The 15,216-nt window shown below is 74.7% G+C and carries 14 protein-coding genes and 3 pseudogenes; 10 read left to right on the forward strand and 7 right to left on the reverse strand.

The features are described from left to right. Positions 1-338 precede the first annotated feature (338 nt). From AB0F71_RS13660 to AB0F71_RS13675, 4 genes are all read right to left on the reverse strand, one after another. Positions 339-803: a MarR family transcriptional regulator gene (locus tag AB0F71_RS13660; RefSeq protein ID WP_360232338.1), complete on the reverse strand. Its 465-nt coding sequence runs from the start codon at positions 801-803 to the stop codon at positions 339-341. A 157-nt stretch (positions 804-960) separates the two neighbouring features. Continuing rightward, positions 961-1,605 (reverse strand): response regulator transcription factor, encoded by a 645-nt coding sequence (locus AB0F71_RS13665; RefSeq protein WP_360232340.1) that lies wholly within the window; start codon positions 1,603-1,605, stop codon positions 961-963. Beyond that, positions 1,596-2,735 carry an ATP-binding protein gene (locus AB0F71_RS13670; protein ID WP_360232343.1) on the reverse strand — a complete coding sequence of 380 codons (1,140 nt, stop codon included), beginning with the start codon at positions 2,733-2,735 and terminating at the stop codon, positions 1,596-1,598. The genes AB0F71_RS13665 and AB0F71_RS13670 overlap by 10 nt, the downstream gene beginning before the upstream one ends. Then, the gene (locus AB0F71_RS13675; RefSeq protein WP_360232345.1) at positions 2,732-3,523 is read right to left on the reverse strand and encodes a DedA family protein; all 792 of its coding nucleotides are present in this window, start codon (positions 3,521-3,523) and stop codon (positions 2,732-2,734) included. Before AB0F71_RS13675 ends, AB0F71_RS13670 begins: the two co-directional genes overlap by 4 nt. 334 nt (positions 3,524-3,857) lie before the next feature. Here AB0F71_RS13675 and AB0F71_RS13680 point away from each other — a divergent pair, with 334 nt between their 5' ends. Next, on the forward strand, positions 3,858-5,114 hold the full coding sequence (locus AB0F71_RS13680) for a cytochrome P450 (RefSeq protein ID WP_360232347.1): 1,257 nt from the start codon (positions 3,858-3,860) through the stop codon (positions 5,112-5,114). A 142-nt stretch (positions 5,115-5,256) separates the two neighbouring features. Here the strand turns inward: AB0F71_RS13680 and AB0F71_RS13685 are convergent, their stop codons facing one another. Then, positions 5,257-5,817 (reverse strand): MarR family transcriptional regulator, encoded by a 561-nt coding sequence (locus AB0F71_RS13685; RefSeq protein ID WP_360232349.1) that lies wholly within the window; start codon positions 5,815-5,817, stop codon positions 5,257-5,259. A 52-nt stretch (positions 5,818-5,869) separates the two neighbouring features. On the opposite strand from AB0F71_RS13685, the gene AB0F71_RS13690 reads away from it, so the two are divergent. Beyond that, entirely contained in the window at positions 5,870-6,376 is a 507-nt protein-coding gene (locus tag AB0F71_RS13690) for a hypothetical protein (protein WP_360232352.1), read from the forward strand. Positions 6,377-6,451: 75 nt separating this feature from the next. Continuing rightward, positions 6,452-6,775, forward strand: coding sequence for a DUF6193 family natural product biosynthesis protein (locus AB0F71_RS13695; RefSeq protein WP_360232355.1), 324 nt, complete (start codon positions 6,452-6,454; stop codon positions 6,773-6,775). A 304-nt stretch (positions 6,776-7,079) separates the two neighbouring features. On the opposite strand, the gene AB0F71_RS13700 is transcribed toward AB0F71_RS13695, so the two are convergent. After that, positions 7,080-7,760, reverse strand: coding sequence for a DUF5701 family protein (locus AB0F71_RS13700; RefSeq protein ID WP_360232358.1), 681 nt, complete (start codon positions 7,758-7,760; stop codon positions 7,080-7,082). 927 nt (positions 7,761-8,687) lie between these two features. Here AB0F71_RS13700 and AB0F71_RS13705 point away from each other — a divergent pair. Beyond that, positions 8,688-9,056: a hypothetical protein gene (locus AB0F71_RS13705; RefSeq protein ID WP_360232361.1), complete on the forward strand. Its 369-nt coding sequence runs from the start codon at positions 8,688-8,690 to the stop codon at positions 9,054-9,056. A gap of 30 nt (positions 9,057-9,086) precedes the next feature. Here AB0F71_RS13705 and AB0F71_RS13710 read toward each other — a convergent pair whose 3' ends face one another. Next, positions 9,087-10,163: an MBL fold metallo-hydrolase gene (locus AB0F71_RS13710; RefSeq protein ID WP_360232364.1), complete on the reverse strand. Its 1,077-nt coding sequence runs from the start codon at positions 10,161-10,163 to the stop codon at positions 9,087-9,089. A gap of 305 nt (positions 10,164-10,468) precedes the next feature. Here AB0F71_RS13710 and AB0F71_RS13715 point away from each other — a divergent pair. From AB0F71_RS13715 to AB0F71_RS13740, 6 genes and pseudogenes are all read left to right on the forward strand, one after another. Beyond that, a pseudogene (locus tag AB0F71_RS13715) lies at positions 10,469-10,678 on the forward strand (hypothetical protein); the annotation flags it as partial. 148 nt (positions 10,679-10,826) lie between these two features. Next, a pseudogene (locus AB0F71_RS13720) lies at positions 10,827-11,402 on the forward strand (cupin domain-containing protein); the annotation flags it as partial. A 127-nt stretch (positions 11,403-11,529) separates the two neighbouring features. Then, positions 11,530-11,856 (forward strand): helix-turn-helix domain-containing protein, encoded by a 327-nt coding sequence (locus tag AB0F71_RS13725; protein WP_360232392.1) that lies wholly within the window; start codon positions 11,530-11,532, stop codon positions 11,854-11,856. 84 nt (positions 11,857-11,940) lie between these two features. Then, positions 11,941-13,038, forward strand: a complete 1,098-nt coding sequence (locus tag AB0F71_RS13730) for a substrate-binding domain-containing protein (RefSeq protein ID WP_360232367.1) — start codon at positions 11,941-11,943, stop codon at positions 13,036-13,038. 515 nt (positions 13,039-13,553) lie between these two features. Then, on the forward strand, positions 13,554-14,348 hold the full coding sequence (locus AB0F71_RS13735; RefSeq protein ID WP_360232370.1) for an ATP-binding cassette domain-containing protein: 795 nt from the start codon (positions 13,554-13,556) through the stop codon (positions 14,346-14,348). Further along, positions 14,345-15,216 (forward strand): annotated as a pseudogene (locus AB0F71_RS13740) (sugar ABC transporter permease); the annotation flags it as partial. The gene AB0F71_RS13735 and the pseudogene AB0F71_RS13740, both read left to right, overlap by 4 nt.

Here is a 15,216-nt window from a genome sequence, read left to right on the forward strand (position 1 = left end):
CGGGCCCAGCGTGGTGGACCCGGCGGCGGCTGCGGAAGAGCGCACGGGGGAGCACCCCCGGCGCACGGCGCGGCGGTGGCCGCCGGGTCCGGGCCCGCGCGCGGGCCTGCGTCCGCCCTGCGGGGGGCGGCGGGGCCCGACGGGCGTTCCCCGCCCGTGCGGGCGTTCGGCATTCGGCGGTCGCCGGGCGGCGGGCGGCGGACGCCGGGCGGCGGCCGCCGGACTGGCGGCGGGCGGGCGCGGGCCCGGACGGTCGCGGGCCCGGTCGGCCGGTACAGGAGGTCACCCCCGTCGACCTCCTGTACGGGCGGGCCGGGCCCTCGGGCGGGCCGGTTCGGTCAGTCGGGGAGGTTGCCGTCGCCGCCCATGTTGGCGGTGATGCGGCGCAGCACGTTGATCGTGGTGACGAAGTCGGCCTCGTCGACGCCCTGGTGGGCCTGGAGGTGGACGCGGTGGTTGCGGTCGCGGGCGCGCAGGCGGGCGGCCTCGCCGTCGGGGGTGAGGGACATGGCGCCGGTGGCCGTGTCCTCCAGGAGCCAGCCGCGGGCGGTGAGGTCGTCGAAGACGGTGTCGAAGTCGGTGCCGAGGTCGTCGTAGCGGGCCAGCCGCTGGGTCAGGGTGGTGCGGTTCCAGCGGCCGGGGGCGCCGGCGGCGTGGTTGAGTGTCCACCAGTGCGGCTGGGTGAGGTCCTCGACGGCGAGTTGCTCGCGCAGGGCGCCCACCACCCGGTGGAACACCTCGGCGCTCCAGGCGCCGATGGGCTGGGCGGCCAGGACTTCGTGCGGGTACTCCTTGAGCGTCACGGCGGTGCGCCCCCTTTTTTCGGGTGGGTCGGGTCTTCGGGACGTGATCACCGTAGGAGCTCGAGTCGGCTTGAGGTCAAGCGGGTTCGCGCGGTCGTCCCGGGCCCGCTCCCCCGGGGTCGGTCGGGGGTCGGGGCCGGTCGGGGCCGGTCGGGGGTCAGCTGTTGAGGAAGCGCAGGGCGGCCAGGACGCGGCGGTTGGTGGCGTCGTCGCGGGGCAGGCGCAGTTTGTCGAAGACGGCGTTGGCGTGTTTCTCCACCGCGCTCCTGGAGATGAAGAGTTGCTGGGCGATGGCCGTGTTGGTGCGGCCCTGGGCCATCAGGGTGAGGACGGTGCGTTCGCGGTCGGTGAGGCGCTCGAGGTCGTCGGTGCGGCGGGTGCGGGCGAGCAGGCGGCGTACCACCTCGGGGTCGAGGACGGTGGCGCCGGCGCGGACCTGTTCGAGGGCGGTGAGGAACTCCTCGACGTGGGCGACGCGGTCCTTGAGGAGGTAGCCCACGCCCCGGGTGTCGGCGGCCAGCAGCTGGGCGGCGTAGCGCTGTTCGACGTACTGGGACAGGACGAGGACGCCGACGTGGGGGTGGTGCTCGCGCAGGTGCAGGGCGGCGCGCAGGCCCTCGTCGGTGTGGGTGGGGGGCATGCGGACGTCGACGACGGTGACGTCCGGGGGGTCGGCGGTGACGGCGGCCAGCAGGGCGTCGGCGTCGCCGACCTCGGCGATGACGTGGTGTCCTTCGTCGGCGAGCAGGCGGGCCAGGCCGGCGCGCAGCAGGGCGGAGTCCTCGGCGATGATCAGGCGCACGGCAGCTCCGCGGTGAGGTGGGTGGGCCCGCCGGGCGGGCTGTGGACGGTGAGGTGGCCGTCGAGTGCGCTGATGCGGCGGGCCAGGCCGGTCAGGCCGGCGCCGGCGGGGTCGGCGCCGCCGTGGCCGTCGTCGTGGACGGATACCCGTACGGTGCCGGGTTCCTGGTGGATCGTCACGTCGATGCGGGTGGCTTGGGCGTGTTTGGCGGCGTTGGTGAGGGCTTCGCGTACGGCGAAGTAGGCGGCGGTCTCGACGGCGGGGGTGGGGCGGTGGGTGAGGTCGCCGTGGATGGTGACGGGCACGGGTGAGCGTTCGGCGTCGACGGCGAGGGCTTCGCGCAGGCCGAGTTGGTCCAGGGAGGTGGGGTAGGCGCGCCAGGCGACCTGGCGCAGTTCCTCCAGGGCGTGTTCGGTCTCGGTCTGGGCCTGGTGGAAGAGGTCCTCGCTGTTGCGGCGGCGGGCGCGGCCCAGGAGCATGGCGACCACGATCAGGCGTTGTTGCAGTCCGTCGTGCAGGTCGCGTTCGATGCGGCGGCGTTCGGCGTCGACGGCTTCGAGGATGCCGGAGCGGGAGGCGGCGAGTTCGTCGATCCGTCGGCGCATCAGGGTGAGTTCGTCGGGGCCCAGGTGGCGGTGGAGCAGGCGTCGTTCGAGGTCGGCGACGGCGGCCAGGCCGGCCAGGTCGAGGAAGAGCAGCAGGGTGGCGGTGGTGAGGAGGTAGCCGGCGACGGGCCAGCTGGGGGCGATGCCGTCGGCGTCGTGGCCGGTCAGCCAGGCGGACAGGCCGGTGGCGGCGGTCCAGGCGCCGGCCGCCAGGAGGAGCAGGGCGCCGCCGCCGAGCAGGCCGACGGGGATGCGGCACCACAGGTAGGCGGTGGCGCGGCGCGGGTCGATCTCCTCGGCGGCCTCGGGCGCTTGCGCGCCGGCGGCCTCGGGTGCTTGCGCGCCGGCGGCCTCGGGTGCTTGCGCGCCGAGCAGGGCGGTGACCCTGCGCCGTTCCAGGTGGGCCAGGCGCAGCGGGAGCCGGGGGGTGCGGGTGAGGGCGGCGGCGGCCAGGGCGGCGGGTGCGGCGAGTGCGGTGAGGGTGCCGAGGGCGAGGCCGGCGGCGGCCGCCGCGGCGTGCCTCACACCCGGTGCCGGGCGCGGGCGCGGGCGCGGGGACGCGGGCGGGGACGCGGGCGGGGGCGGCGGCGCAGGCGCACGGTGAACCAGCGGGCGGCGGCCAGGAGCGTGCCCGCCACGAGTGCCTTGGAGACCCATCCCCCGTACTCCTCCACCAGTGGCCAGTTGTCGCCGAGCCAGTATCCCAGCAGGACGAAGGCGGTGTTCCAGATCAGGCTGCCGAGGGCGGTCAGGGCGGTGAAGGCCGCGAAGGGCATGCGCTGGATGCCGGCGGGCAGGGAGATGAGGCTGCGCAGGACGGGGACCATGCGGGCGAGGAGGACGGCTTTGCGGCCGTGGCGGGCGAACCAGGCCTCGGCGCGGTCGATCTCGTGCGGGCGCACGAGGGGGATGCGGGTGGCCAGGGCGCGGGTGCGCTCGCGGCCCAGGAGGGCGCCGGCGGCGTAGACGATCCAGGAGCCGGCGACGGAGCCGGCGGTGGTCCAGGCGATGACGGCGGGCAGGCTCAACCGGCCCTGGCCGGCGGCGAATCCGGCCAGCGGCAGGACGATCTCGCTGGGGATGAACGGCAGGACGGTGTCGACGAGGTTGGTCAGGCCGGCGCCGGCGGCTCCGAGGGCGTCCATGACGTCGGCGGCCCATCCGGCGATGCCGCCGGCGGGTTCGGCGGCGGGGGCCGGGACGGCGGAGGCGAGCGCGGTGAGAGCGGCGGGGGCGGTGGCGAGGGCGGTGGGGGCGAGGGCGGTGGCGGTGGTGACGGTGGTGACGGTGGCCAGGAGCGGGGTGGTGATCATGCGGTTCACGCTAGGCAGCGGCGCCGGCGGGCACCATGCGGTCCTCCGCCCGGTCCTGCTGTGGTTTTCCGCAGCCACCCGCCGGCCCGGGGCGTCCTTTCGCGGGCCGGCGGGCGGGCGCCTGACGGCGCGTCGGGTGTGGCCGGCCGGCGGGGGTAGGCGGTCTCGACGGCGGCGCGCGGGCGGGCCATCCTCGGTGGCGGACACACACCGCACAGCCCGTACAGCGCGCACGGCCCGCACAGCCGTACGGCCCGTACAGCGCGCGCCGCACGAACCCGCACGGGGCTGCGCGGGCCTGTACGAGCCCTCGAACCCGCGTGAAGGAGCCGTCGTGGACGACGAGTCGAACCGGCCGGCCGGCTGCCCGGTGGGGCACCGCCTTGTCCTGGACCCCACCGGGCGCTCCCGCGACGCCGAGAGCGAGCAGCTGTGCGCGCGCGGGAGCGCCATCCCGGTGGACATCCTCGGCGTGCCGGCCTGGTCGGTCGCCGACCCGCTGCTGCTGGAGGACCTGCTCAAGGACCCCCGGGTGTCCAAGGACCCCCTGCTGCACTGGCCGGACTTCGAACGCCTGGTACCCGACTGGCCGCTGGCCCTGTGGGTGAGCGCCCGCAACATGTTCACCGCGCACGGCGCCGACCACCGCCGGCTGCGCCGGCTGGCCGGCGCCGCGTTCAGCACCCGCCGGGTCACCGAACTCGCCCCCCGCATCGAGGAGTTGACCGACGAGCTGCTGGACGCCGTCGCCGCCACCCCGGCGGGCACCGCGGTGGACCTGCGCGAGCGCCTGGCCCACCCGCTGCCGATCCGGGTCATCGCCCACCTGCTCGGCCTGCCCGACACCCTGCGCGATCGCTTCCGCCACCACGTCGACCTGGTCTTCGACACCACCCTCACCCCGCACGAGGCCGCGGCCAACGCCACCGCGTTCTACGGCATGCTCGACCAGCTGATCGCCGCCAAACGGGCCCGGCCGGGCGAGGACCTGACCTCGGCCCTGATCGCCGTACGCGACACCGAGGGCGACGGCGGCGCGCTCAGCGAGGAGGAACTGCGCGACACCCTGCTGCTGATCGTCTCGGCCGGCTACGAGACCACCGTCAACCTCATCGACAACGCCATCACGCTGCTGCTCACCCACCCCGGCCAGCTGGACCTGGTACGCGCGGGCAAGGCCGGCTGGGAGGACGTGGTCGAGGAGTCGCTGCGCCGCGACGCCCCGGTGGCGCACCTGCCGCTGCGCTACGCCGTCGAGGACATCGCGCTGCCCGGCGGGGTGACGATCCGCCGGGGCGAGGCGATCCTGGCCGCCTACGCGGCCGCCGGGCGCCACCCCGCGCGCTACGGCACCGACGGGGCGGTGTTCGACGTGACGCGGCCGGTGAAGGACCACCTGGCCTTCGGACACGGCCCGCACTTCTGCCTGGGCGCGCCACTGGCCCGCCTGGAGGCGCGCACCGCGCTGCGGGCACTGTTCGGACGCTTCCCCCGGCTGGCACTGCTGCCGGGGGCGCAGCTGGAACCGGTGGACTCGCTGATCTCCAACGGGCACCGGTCACTGCCGGTACTGCTGAGCCGGGACCGCTGAGGACGGGACCGCTGAGGACGGGACCGCTGAGGACAGGACCGCTGAGGACGGGACCGCTGAGGACGGGCAGCCGGGGCCGGGCAGCCGGGGCCGGGCGATCAGGGGCCGGGCGATCGGGCCCCCGGCTCACCGGCTCACCGGTTCAGCGCCGGTCGGCGACGGTGCGGGCGAAGTCCGCGACGAAGGCGGTGATCAGACGGGCGAACGCGGTGCGGTCGCTCTCGCTCCAGCCGGCCATCGCCTGCGCGAAGACCACGCGGCGCATCCGGTGGGCGGCCTCCACCTGGGCGCGCCCGGCGGGGGTGAGGGCGAGCAGGGTGCGGCGGGCGTCGCGCGGGTCGCTGCCGCGTTCCAGCCAGCCCTGCCCGACAGCGCGCAGCACCAGGCGGCTGGCCCGGGGCTGGTCGACACCGAGAGCGGTGGCGACGTCGGTGACGGCACACCGGCCGGGGTGGGCCTCGACGGCGTCCAGGACGCCGAACAGGGTGGGGTCGATCGCGCCGGCGTCCTCGGGCCGGGCGATGCGGCCCAGCGAACGGCGGGTCTGGCTGTGGCGGATGGCGACCATGGCCCGTTCGACGGCGGCAGCCGACGTGTCCTCGGCGGCGTTCGCATCCTCGGCGGCGTTCGGGTCCTCGGCGGCGGACACGTTCTCGGCGGTGTCCGGCCCGAGTTCCTGGTGCTTCCTCTCCCGCTCAGACATGCATGCTAGGTTACAACTTTTGTCAAAGGACATGCATCAGGGGGGACCTGTTATGCCCGCAACCACCACACCCGCCGCCACGCCCGCCGCCACGCCCGTCACCGCGCCCGCCGCCGCCGGCCGGCCCGACGGGCGCGGGCAGCGCCCGCTCGGGTACTGGCTGCGCCACGTCGACGACGCCCTCGAGCAGTCCATGGCGCGCCTGTTCGCCGCCGACGCGCTGAGCCGGCGCGACTGGCAGGTGCTCGACACCCTCTCCCGCGGGCCGGCGGACACCGCCGCGCTCGACGCGGCACTGGCGCCCTTCCTGCGCCCCGAGGAGGCGAGCGTGCGCCCGCACCTGGAGGGGCTCGCCGCCCGCGGCTGGGTCGTCCTGGACCCGGACGGCTCCGCCGCCCTGACCGAGCGGGGCCGCGCCGCCAACCGGCGCGCCGCCGCGCAGGCCGCCGGGCTGCGCGAGCGGTTGACGGCCTGTCTGACACCGCAGGAGCTCACCACCCTGATGACCCTGCTGGAGCGCCTGGCCGGGCACCCGGACACCCTCACCGAGGAACGGTGAGAGCGGCCGTGAGCCCACCGGCCCGCCCCGCACCGGCCCGCCCCGGGCCGGGGCGGGCGCCCTTGACCGCCCGTCGTGCGTGAGAGCCGCGACATCCCCACCGCCCGGCGCCTCCTGCCGGCGGGCACCGGCGCCCGCCGGGGCGATGCCCTGGTCGTCGGGGCCGCGTACGCCCGACCCCGGCTGCGCGGCCCCTACCCCTGGCCCTCCGACGGGACCCCGTACCTGCTGCACGAGGCGCCGCCGCGCGTCGGGGCCGGCGACATCCCGTCCATCGTCTGCTCCGGCCCGCCCTACCGGGTCCACGCCCCGGGCCACGAACGCCCGCCGGCCGAGACCGCCACCCCCGAGAAGGCCGTCGCCGTCCTGCCCGCCCACCCGCCCCCGACCGCCCCCTGACCCGCCCCCGTGATCACCGGCGCCCCGGGGCGCCGGGGCGCCGGCCGTACGGTCCGTACCGACCTGTTGCGGCCCCACCATTGCGGATTCCGCCGGCCCCACCGAAGCTCCGGGTCCGCGTGGCCCCGCCTGGCGGTCCCGGCGCTTCGACCGCCGGCGCGGTTGCTCCGCCCGGCCGCCCGGCCGCACACGCCACCCGCCCACACCGCCCGAGTCGTCCCGGCGCAGCTGCCGGCGGGGTTTCAGCTGCGCGGCTCGATCATCCGGCTCCGCAGCCTGAACCCCGCCACATGACCACGACTGTTCACGGGCCCTGGACCCGGCGGCCCGTGGCGGAGGCGAAGCCCAGCCAGGTGTGCCGGTTGCCCGCCCAGCACCAGCCGACCTTGGGGGCGTTGCGGCGCTCGCGGCCATCGCGCCCGGTGCCGTTGCTGATCCAGAGTGCCGGGGTGCGGGCGTCAAGTGCGCCGTTGGGCTTGCGCAGCCGGGAGCCGATGGTCATGAAGCAGTGGTTGCGTTCCAGGACGGCGGGTTGCTGCATCACCCAGTGGATGCCCTCGGTGAGCAGCAAGGGGGTGCGGGCCTTTGCCGTGAGGGCGGGCAGCGCCTCGTTGGGGCTCCAATTGGCCATCTGGTCGCCGCGGTTGAGGCCGGTGAGGAGGTAGAGCGGGGCGTCGGGCAGCGCGAGCGTGTCGAGCGGGGTGAACAGGTCGACGTCGGGCATGTCGGTGACGACGAAGCCCGCCTTGCCGTCGCGGCGCAGCAGCGGCGCGAGGGCGGAGGCAGGGGCTAGGTCCGGGTGGACGGCAAGTAGGGCGCTGTGACCGCCCGCAGGGGCATCGGCGGCCGCGGCGAAGGTACGGAGCTCGGTGGCGGACAGCCCGGCGCTCTCGTGCACCCCCAGCTCGATCAGTCGCTCGGCCTGCGCGCTCAGGGCCGGGAGTGCGGGGAGAACGGCGGTGATGGCGGACGTGGTTGCGGGCACGATGCTCCAGGGGTAGCGGCGTGGACGGGCCCGGGACAACGAGGCGGCCCGGCAGAACATTCCCGCCGCTGCCTGCGCCCCGTCCCGTGATCACGACTGCGCACGCACCCCAGCAGCCCCGTCCAAGTCCGCCGCGACGCCTTCGCGGACCAGGCCTGCCGCGGGGCGTCCCTTCGGCACCGGCAGAGCCCCGACGGCGGGGACCGGCGGTGCTTGCCCGGTGTCACCCGATCCAGGGGCGGGGCCAGTTGAGTCCGGAACCCTTGAAAGGTGCCTCACCGCGCCACCCGCCAAGGGCAGACGTGGGGCCGGCGGAATCCGCAACGGCGGGGCCCCAACAAGCCGGAAGAAACAGCCGTCCCCCGCCCCGCCGACAGCCGGCGGTCCTCGACCGCGACGACGGCCCCGGCCGGACAGCGAGCCCCCCGGCGGCGGCCGGCCGCCGCCCGGGACGCGGACCGTGGAGCGCAGCGCCCGGCCGCGGCCACGCCTCCACGACAGCCGAGTTGGAGGCGCACGCGAGCGTGCCGCCGGAGCCCGGCCGGCAGCAGGCCTTCCAGCACCTGTACGACGAGGCGTTCGCCGCCGAACCCGCCCCCGCAACCCGCCCCCGCACCCCGCCCACCGACACCGACACCACCAGGCACCCCCATGCCCCACGAAGAGGACCGAACCCGGACCGCGGCCGCCCCACGCACCCGACGAAGAACACAGCAGCACCCCCGGCCCCCGGCCCCGCGCCCGCCACGCCGCCACGCACGCCGCGCCCGCCGCGCCCCGGGGCCCGTAGCACCTCCCGGCGCCCGCGGCCCGGCGGCACGCCCCTGTCGGATGTCAGGGACCGCCGGCCGGTGCGCGTTCCTACGCTGACGAGCACTGGCCCCCGCCCAGGACGCGGGGGCCGCTCCACCAGCGAGGGAGAACCCCATGCGAAGGATCACCCGTGCCCTGGCCGCCGTCGGGATCGCGGCCGCCGCGCTGACCGCCGTGGGCACCGGCGGCGCCGGCGCCGCCGTCACCGGCGACTGGGCGGGCTGCCCGTCCGGCGCCGTGTGCCTCTACCCGCAGAACCAGAACCCGGCCTCCTCCCCCAGCGCCGTGTACTGGAGCTACGGCGCCCACAACCTCAACGGCCAGTACGGCAACCACTGGGTGCTGAACAACCAGACCGGCGGCGCCCACGCCCACCTGTGCCGGGGCTACGGCGGCACCGACTGCGTGTACGACATCCCCGCCCAGAACGGCGTCTACTACGACCTCGGCCCGATCAACTCCATCACCCTCGACCGCCCCTGACGCACAACCACCCCTGACGGACGACCGTCCTCAGGCCCAGGGTGCCCGCCGCACCGGGGGAAACGGCGGGCACCCCACCGCCGTCCGTTCAGCGCGCCTGACGGGCAGCCGCCTTGGGCCGGGGGCGCCACCGCACCCGGGGAACGACCGCCCCCGGGCCGGGGCACCCGCCGCACCGGGGGGAACGGCGGGCACCCCACCGCCATCCCCGACCACCCCCAACGGACAGCCACCCCTCGGGCCGCGGCACCCACCGCACCGGGAGAACGGCAGGCACCCCACCGCCACCTCCCGACCGCCCCTGACGAACAGCCACCCCCTGGGCCGGGGTGCCCGCCGCGTCGGGGGAACGGCGGGCACCCCACTGTCCTGCGCCCAGCGCGCCCAGCGCGCCCAGCGCGGGGCGAAGCCGGCCCCGGAGCGCTCCACCCGGGCCGCGCCGGGGCCGGCGAAGTGCGCGGGGACGACCAACTCCCGCCGCTCCACGGCCTGCTGGAGGATCCGGCGACGGCCCGCGGCGGCCCGGTCCGGATCCAGGCAGAAGCAGCTGCCGCAGGCCGGGTGGGCGAGCTGGACCGGCGAGCGCAGCAGGTCCCCGACGAAGACGGCGCTCCCGCCCACCGACTCCAGACGCAGGACACACGAGCCGGCGGTGTGACCGGGAGCCTGTTCGAGGACAAGGCCCGCACCGACGACGCGGGTGCCGCCCCAGGCCGCGCCCTGTCCCGCGGCCGGCACAGGGGCGACACTGTCCGCGAAGACCTGGTCCCACTGCGCCCACACCGCGGGATCCACACCGCCCCCGGTACGGGCGGGAGGGGCGACGGCAGGGTCGAAGAACGCGAGGTCGTCAGCGGGCACGTGGTAGACGGCGTCGGGGAACGCCCGCACCCACCGCCCCTCCCGCTCACGGATGTTCCAGCCCACATGGTCGACGTGCAGATGGGTGTTGACCACGATGTCGACGTCCCCGGGCCGGACACCGGCCTCGGCGAGCAACTCCAGGAAACGGCCCCTACAACGGTGGCACATCACACGCCCCGGGCGCTCACGGCCATCACCCACACCGGTGTCCACCAGCACGGCACGCCCACCGGTACGCACCACCCAGGTCTACAGCGCGCCCAGGTAGAAGCCGTCCACGGGGTCGCAAGTGGTCCGCGCCGGCGCGCCGCCAAGCCGAGTCGGAGACCCCGGGCACGACCCGGGCAGCCGGGGCGAAAGGCCCCTGCCACTCCAATCCGGATGATCTGCGCGTCCCCGATGTCGATCCGTTCCATGACCGGCCCTCCCGATACGTCAACCGCCAACCGCCAACCGCCTGTTGCTGCCGCCAACCGACAGCAGCCTGCTGCTGTCGGCTGTCTGCATGCCTGCTGTCTGCATGCCTGCTGTCTGGTGTCTGCTGTCTGGTGTCTTCGGGCCGACGCTACGGAGACCGGGGTGAACGGCTCAATGCTCCATCGGCTTGCCTGGATACCCGATCGGCTCATCAACCGGCCCGCCCACTATCCTGGGCGGCCACGGACCTGGTCAGTGACGCGACCGCCGCGGTGCGGGTGGGCCGCCCCTCCTACGAGCGGCTGCGAGTGACGGGACCCTGGGGAGTGCGGATCCCGGGATACGCGGGGGCAGGGTTCCACGTGGTGCTGTCCCGCTCGTGCCGACTACTGACCGAGAACGGCGAACCACTGCTCCTGGAGCAGGGGGACGCAGTACTACTGCCCCACGGAACCGCCCACACCCTCTCCGACCGCGAACTGACACACAATCAGGCCAGAGCACTGCCCGAACTGCACACCGCCCTGGCAGCCCTCCCCCGCCCGCAGAAGGACAACCCGGGCACGGGCACGGGCACTGGCACAGGCGAGGGCAAGGACACGGGCGAGGGCAACGACCGGGGCACGGGCGAGGGCACGGGCCGGGACAAGGGCGGGGCCCCGGGCCGGAGCGAGAGCGAGGGTACGGGCCGGGGCAAGGATGCGGGCCGAGGCGCCGGCGCGGGCCCTGGCCGGGACAAGGGCGCGGGCGAGGACCCGGGGCCAGGGCCAGGGCCGGGGCGAGGGCGAGAGCGCGGGCAAGGACGAGGGCACGGGCCGGGGCAAGGGCGGGGCCCCGGCCCCGGCCGGGGGCGGCGCCGAGCTGCCGTGCGGCACCTACCGGCTCGACCGCGACCCCGGCCACCCGCTGATGCGCGAACTACCGCCCGTCGTCCACCTGCCCGCCCACAGCCCCCACCACCCCCAACCGCGCCCGGCCATCGCCCCGCTGAACACCGAACCGGCCGCCGAACAGCCCGGCGGACAACTGGCCGCCGCTGCCCCGGTCGACCTGCTACCGGTCCACCTCCTACGGGCCCGGACCACCCGCCCCCGCGCCGAAGGCCGGGGCGCGGCACTGCCCGACCCCGTGGTGGCCACGGCACCGGCCGCCGTACACACCGACCCGGCACCGGCCTGGAACACCAAGAACCCTGCCCGCCCGCGCCGACGTCTCCCGCACCACCCTCAACCACCGCTCCACCGCCCCGACCAGCCACGCCCCGACGACCCACCGCACCTCGTGGCGGACGACCCGCACCGCAGCCCTGCTACGCCGCGGCACGAACCCCCTGGAGACAGTGGCCCGCACGGTCGGCCACACCGGCCCCCACACCCTCTCCCACGCCTTCGCCCGCGAGTTCGCCACCACCCCCGGCCGCCACCGCACCACCACCACACCCACGAACCGACACCCCCACAACACCCGAAGCGTTCACGAAGATAACGAACAGCAGCCGGTCGCACGGAGGCTGGTTTGACTTCTTGACGCCATGTACGCGGTCAGGGTTGACTCCCCCCACCCCGCCGCACCGCCGCGGCGGCCACCAGGGAGAGGCACCCGTATGAACGCCGCACTGCGTCGCCTACTCGTCCCGACCGCCGCCCTCACGCTCGCGCTGTCCATGACCGCCGCCTGCGGCAAGGCCGGCGGCGACAAGAAGGACCCCACCACCCCCGGCGACACCACCTCCATCGGCCTGCTCCTGCCCGAGAACGCCTCCTCCGTACGCTACGAGTCCTTCGACCGGCCCTTCATCGAAGCCAAGGTCAAGTCCCTGTGCGCCAGTTGCAAGGTCCTCTACAACAACGCCGAAGGCAGCGCCGCCAAACAGAAGCAGCAGTTCGACACCCTCCTCACCCAGGGCGTCAAAGTCATCATCCTGGACGCCTACAACGCCAAGTCCACCCAGGGCTGGGTCCAGGAAGCCGCCGCCAAGGGCGTCAAGGTCCTCGCCTACGACCGCCTCGCCACCGGCCCCGTCTCCGCCTACGTCTCCTTCGACAACGAGAAGGTCGGCGAACTCCAGGGCCAGGCCCTGCTCGACGCCCTCGGCCCCAAAGCCCCCGACGCGAACATCGTCATGATCAACGGCGACGAGGCCGACCCCAACGCCGCCCAGTTCAAGACCGGCGCTCACAAGGCCCTCGACGGAAAAATCAAGAAAGTCGTCTACGAGCAGTCCGGACAATGGGACCCCACCGTCGCCGGACAGAAAATCGCCGCCGCCGTCACCGAACTCGGCAAGAACGGCTTCCAAGCCGTCTACTCCGCCAACGACGGCATGGCCGGCGCCATCATCACCCAACTCCACGGCTCCGGCATCAACGTCCCCGTCGGCGGCCAGGACGCCGGCCTCGACGCCATCCAACGCGTCATCAACGGCGACCAGGCCTACACCATCTACAAGGCCTACAAACCCCTCGCCGACAACGCCGCCGAACTCGCCGTCGACCTCCTCCAAGGCAAAGACCCCACCACCGTGACCACCAGCCACATCGACAGCACCACCGACAAGAACATCCCCGCCAAACTCCTCGACGCCAAAATCGTCACCAAAACCAACATCGCCCAGACCGTCATCGCCGACGGCCTCTACAAGACCACCGACATCTGCACCCCCGACTACGCCACCGCCTGCACCACCACCGGCCTCAAATAACCCCCACCCAGCCGGACAACCCCACCCCGAGCACCCCCACCCGGACAGCCCCACGGCACCCCCAGCCCCACGGCACCCCCACCCGGGAACCCCCGAGCACCCCACCCCGGCCCCCCGAGCACCCCTCGCCCCGGGCAACCCCACCCCGGGGCACCTCCCACCCGAGCACCCCCGCCCAGGCACCCCCCGCCCAGGCAACCCCGACCCGAGCACCCCCAGCCCCCGGGCAGCCCCCTCCCGGGCAGCCCCGCCCCGGGCAGCCCCACCCCAGCACCCCTCGTCCAGGCAGCCCCACCCGAGCAACCCTCCACCCCGGGCACCCCCACCCCGGGCAGCCCCCGCCCGAGCACCCCCACCCCGGGCAACCCCCGCCCGAGCACCCGCACCCGGGCAACCCCCACCCCAGCACCCCCACCCGGACAGCCCCCAGGCAACCCCGACCCGAGCACCCCCAGCCCCGGGCAACCCCCGCCCAGGCACCCCCTGCCCCGTCCCCCCTCTCCCGGACACCCAGGATGGTTCATGTGACAGGCGCGCCCGTCCTCCAACTACGCGCGGTCTCCAAGCGCTTCGGCGCCGTCCAGGCCCTCACCGACGTCGACCTCGACGTCCACCCCGGCCAAGTCCTCGCCCTCGTCGGCGACAACGGCGCCGGCAAATCCACCCTCGTCAAAACCATCGCCGGCGTCCACCCCGCCGACGAAGGCACCCTCACCTGGCACGGCCACCCCGTCCGCCCCACCCGCCCCCAGGACGCCACCGCCCTCGGCATCGCCACCGTCTACCAAGACCTCGCCCTGTGCGACAACCTCGACGTCATCGCCAACCTCCACCTCGGCCGCGAACAACACCGACACACCCTCCTCGACGAAGTCGCCATGGAACGACACGCCCGTGAACTCCTCCACACCCTCGCCATCCGCATCCCCGACATCCACGCCCCCGTCGCCACCCTCTCCGGCGGCCAACGCCAAGTCATCGCCATCGCCCGCGCCCTGATCGGCGAACCCTCCCTCGTCCTCCTCGACGAACCCACCGCCGCCCTCGGCGTCGAACAAACCGCCCAAGTCCTCGACCTCGTCGAACGCCTACGCGAACGCGGCCTCGCCGTCATCCTCATCAGCCACAACATGGCCGACGTCCGCGCCGTCGCCGACACCGTCGCCGTCCTACGCCTAGGCCGCAACAACGGCCTCTTCCCCGTCGCCACCACCACCCAGGAACAGATCATCGCCGCGATCACCGGCGCCCACGACAACGCCCACGCCCGCCGCCGGACCCGCCACCCCGACGAGGAGCACACCCCATGACCACCCCCGCCACCAACCCCCACCCCGGCGACCCCACCACCGGCAACCCCACCACCACCACCACCGGCGACCCCACCCCCGGCGAGCCCTACGCCACCGACCCCCGCACCGGCGAGCCGCGCACCACCAACGCAGGCGACCCCACCACCAACCCCACCACCGCCGGCGAGCCGCGCACCACCGACGCAGGCGACCCTCACGCAGGCGACCCCACCACCGGTGCCCCCACCACCACCGACCCGCGCCTGCACACACCCGCCACGACCTGGGCCGCCCGCACCGACACCGCCCGCCGCCGCCTGGCCACCGGCGACCTCGGCCCCCTACCCGTCGTCATCGCACTCATCATCATCGCCATCGTCTTCCAGAGCATCACCCACCACTTCCTCCAGGCCGACAACCTCACCAACATCACCCGCTTCATCGCCGGCCCCGGCCTCATCGCCGTCGGCGTCGTCTTCGTCCTCATCCTCGGCGAGATCGACCTCTCCCTCGGCTCCGTCGCCGGCGCCACCTCCGCCATCGCCGCCGTCCTCGCCGTCCACCAGGGCTGGCCCGAATGGCTCGCCATCACCACCGCCCTCACCGCCGCCTGCGCCATGGGAACCCTCCACGGCCTCCTCTTCGCCCGCGTCGGCGTCCCCGCCTTCGTCGTCACCCTCGCCGGCATGCTCGCCTGGAACGGCCTACAACAATGGGTCCTCGGCGACACCGGCACCATCAACAACCACCACAACGGCATCATCGCCCACCTCGACACCACCTTCCTCGGAAACGGCGACATCGCCTACGCCTGGACCCTCGCCATCCTCGCCCCCACCCTCCACCTCCTCACCCAACTCCACACCACCCGCCGCCGAACCGCCGC

The sequence above is a fragment of the Kitasatospora sp. NPDC028055 genome (genome assembly GCF_040637885.1).
In the GTDB taxonomy this organism is placed as follows: Bacteria; Actinomycetota; Actinomycetes; order Streptomycetales; family Streptomycetaceae; genus Kitasatospora.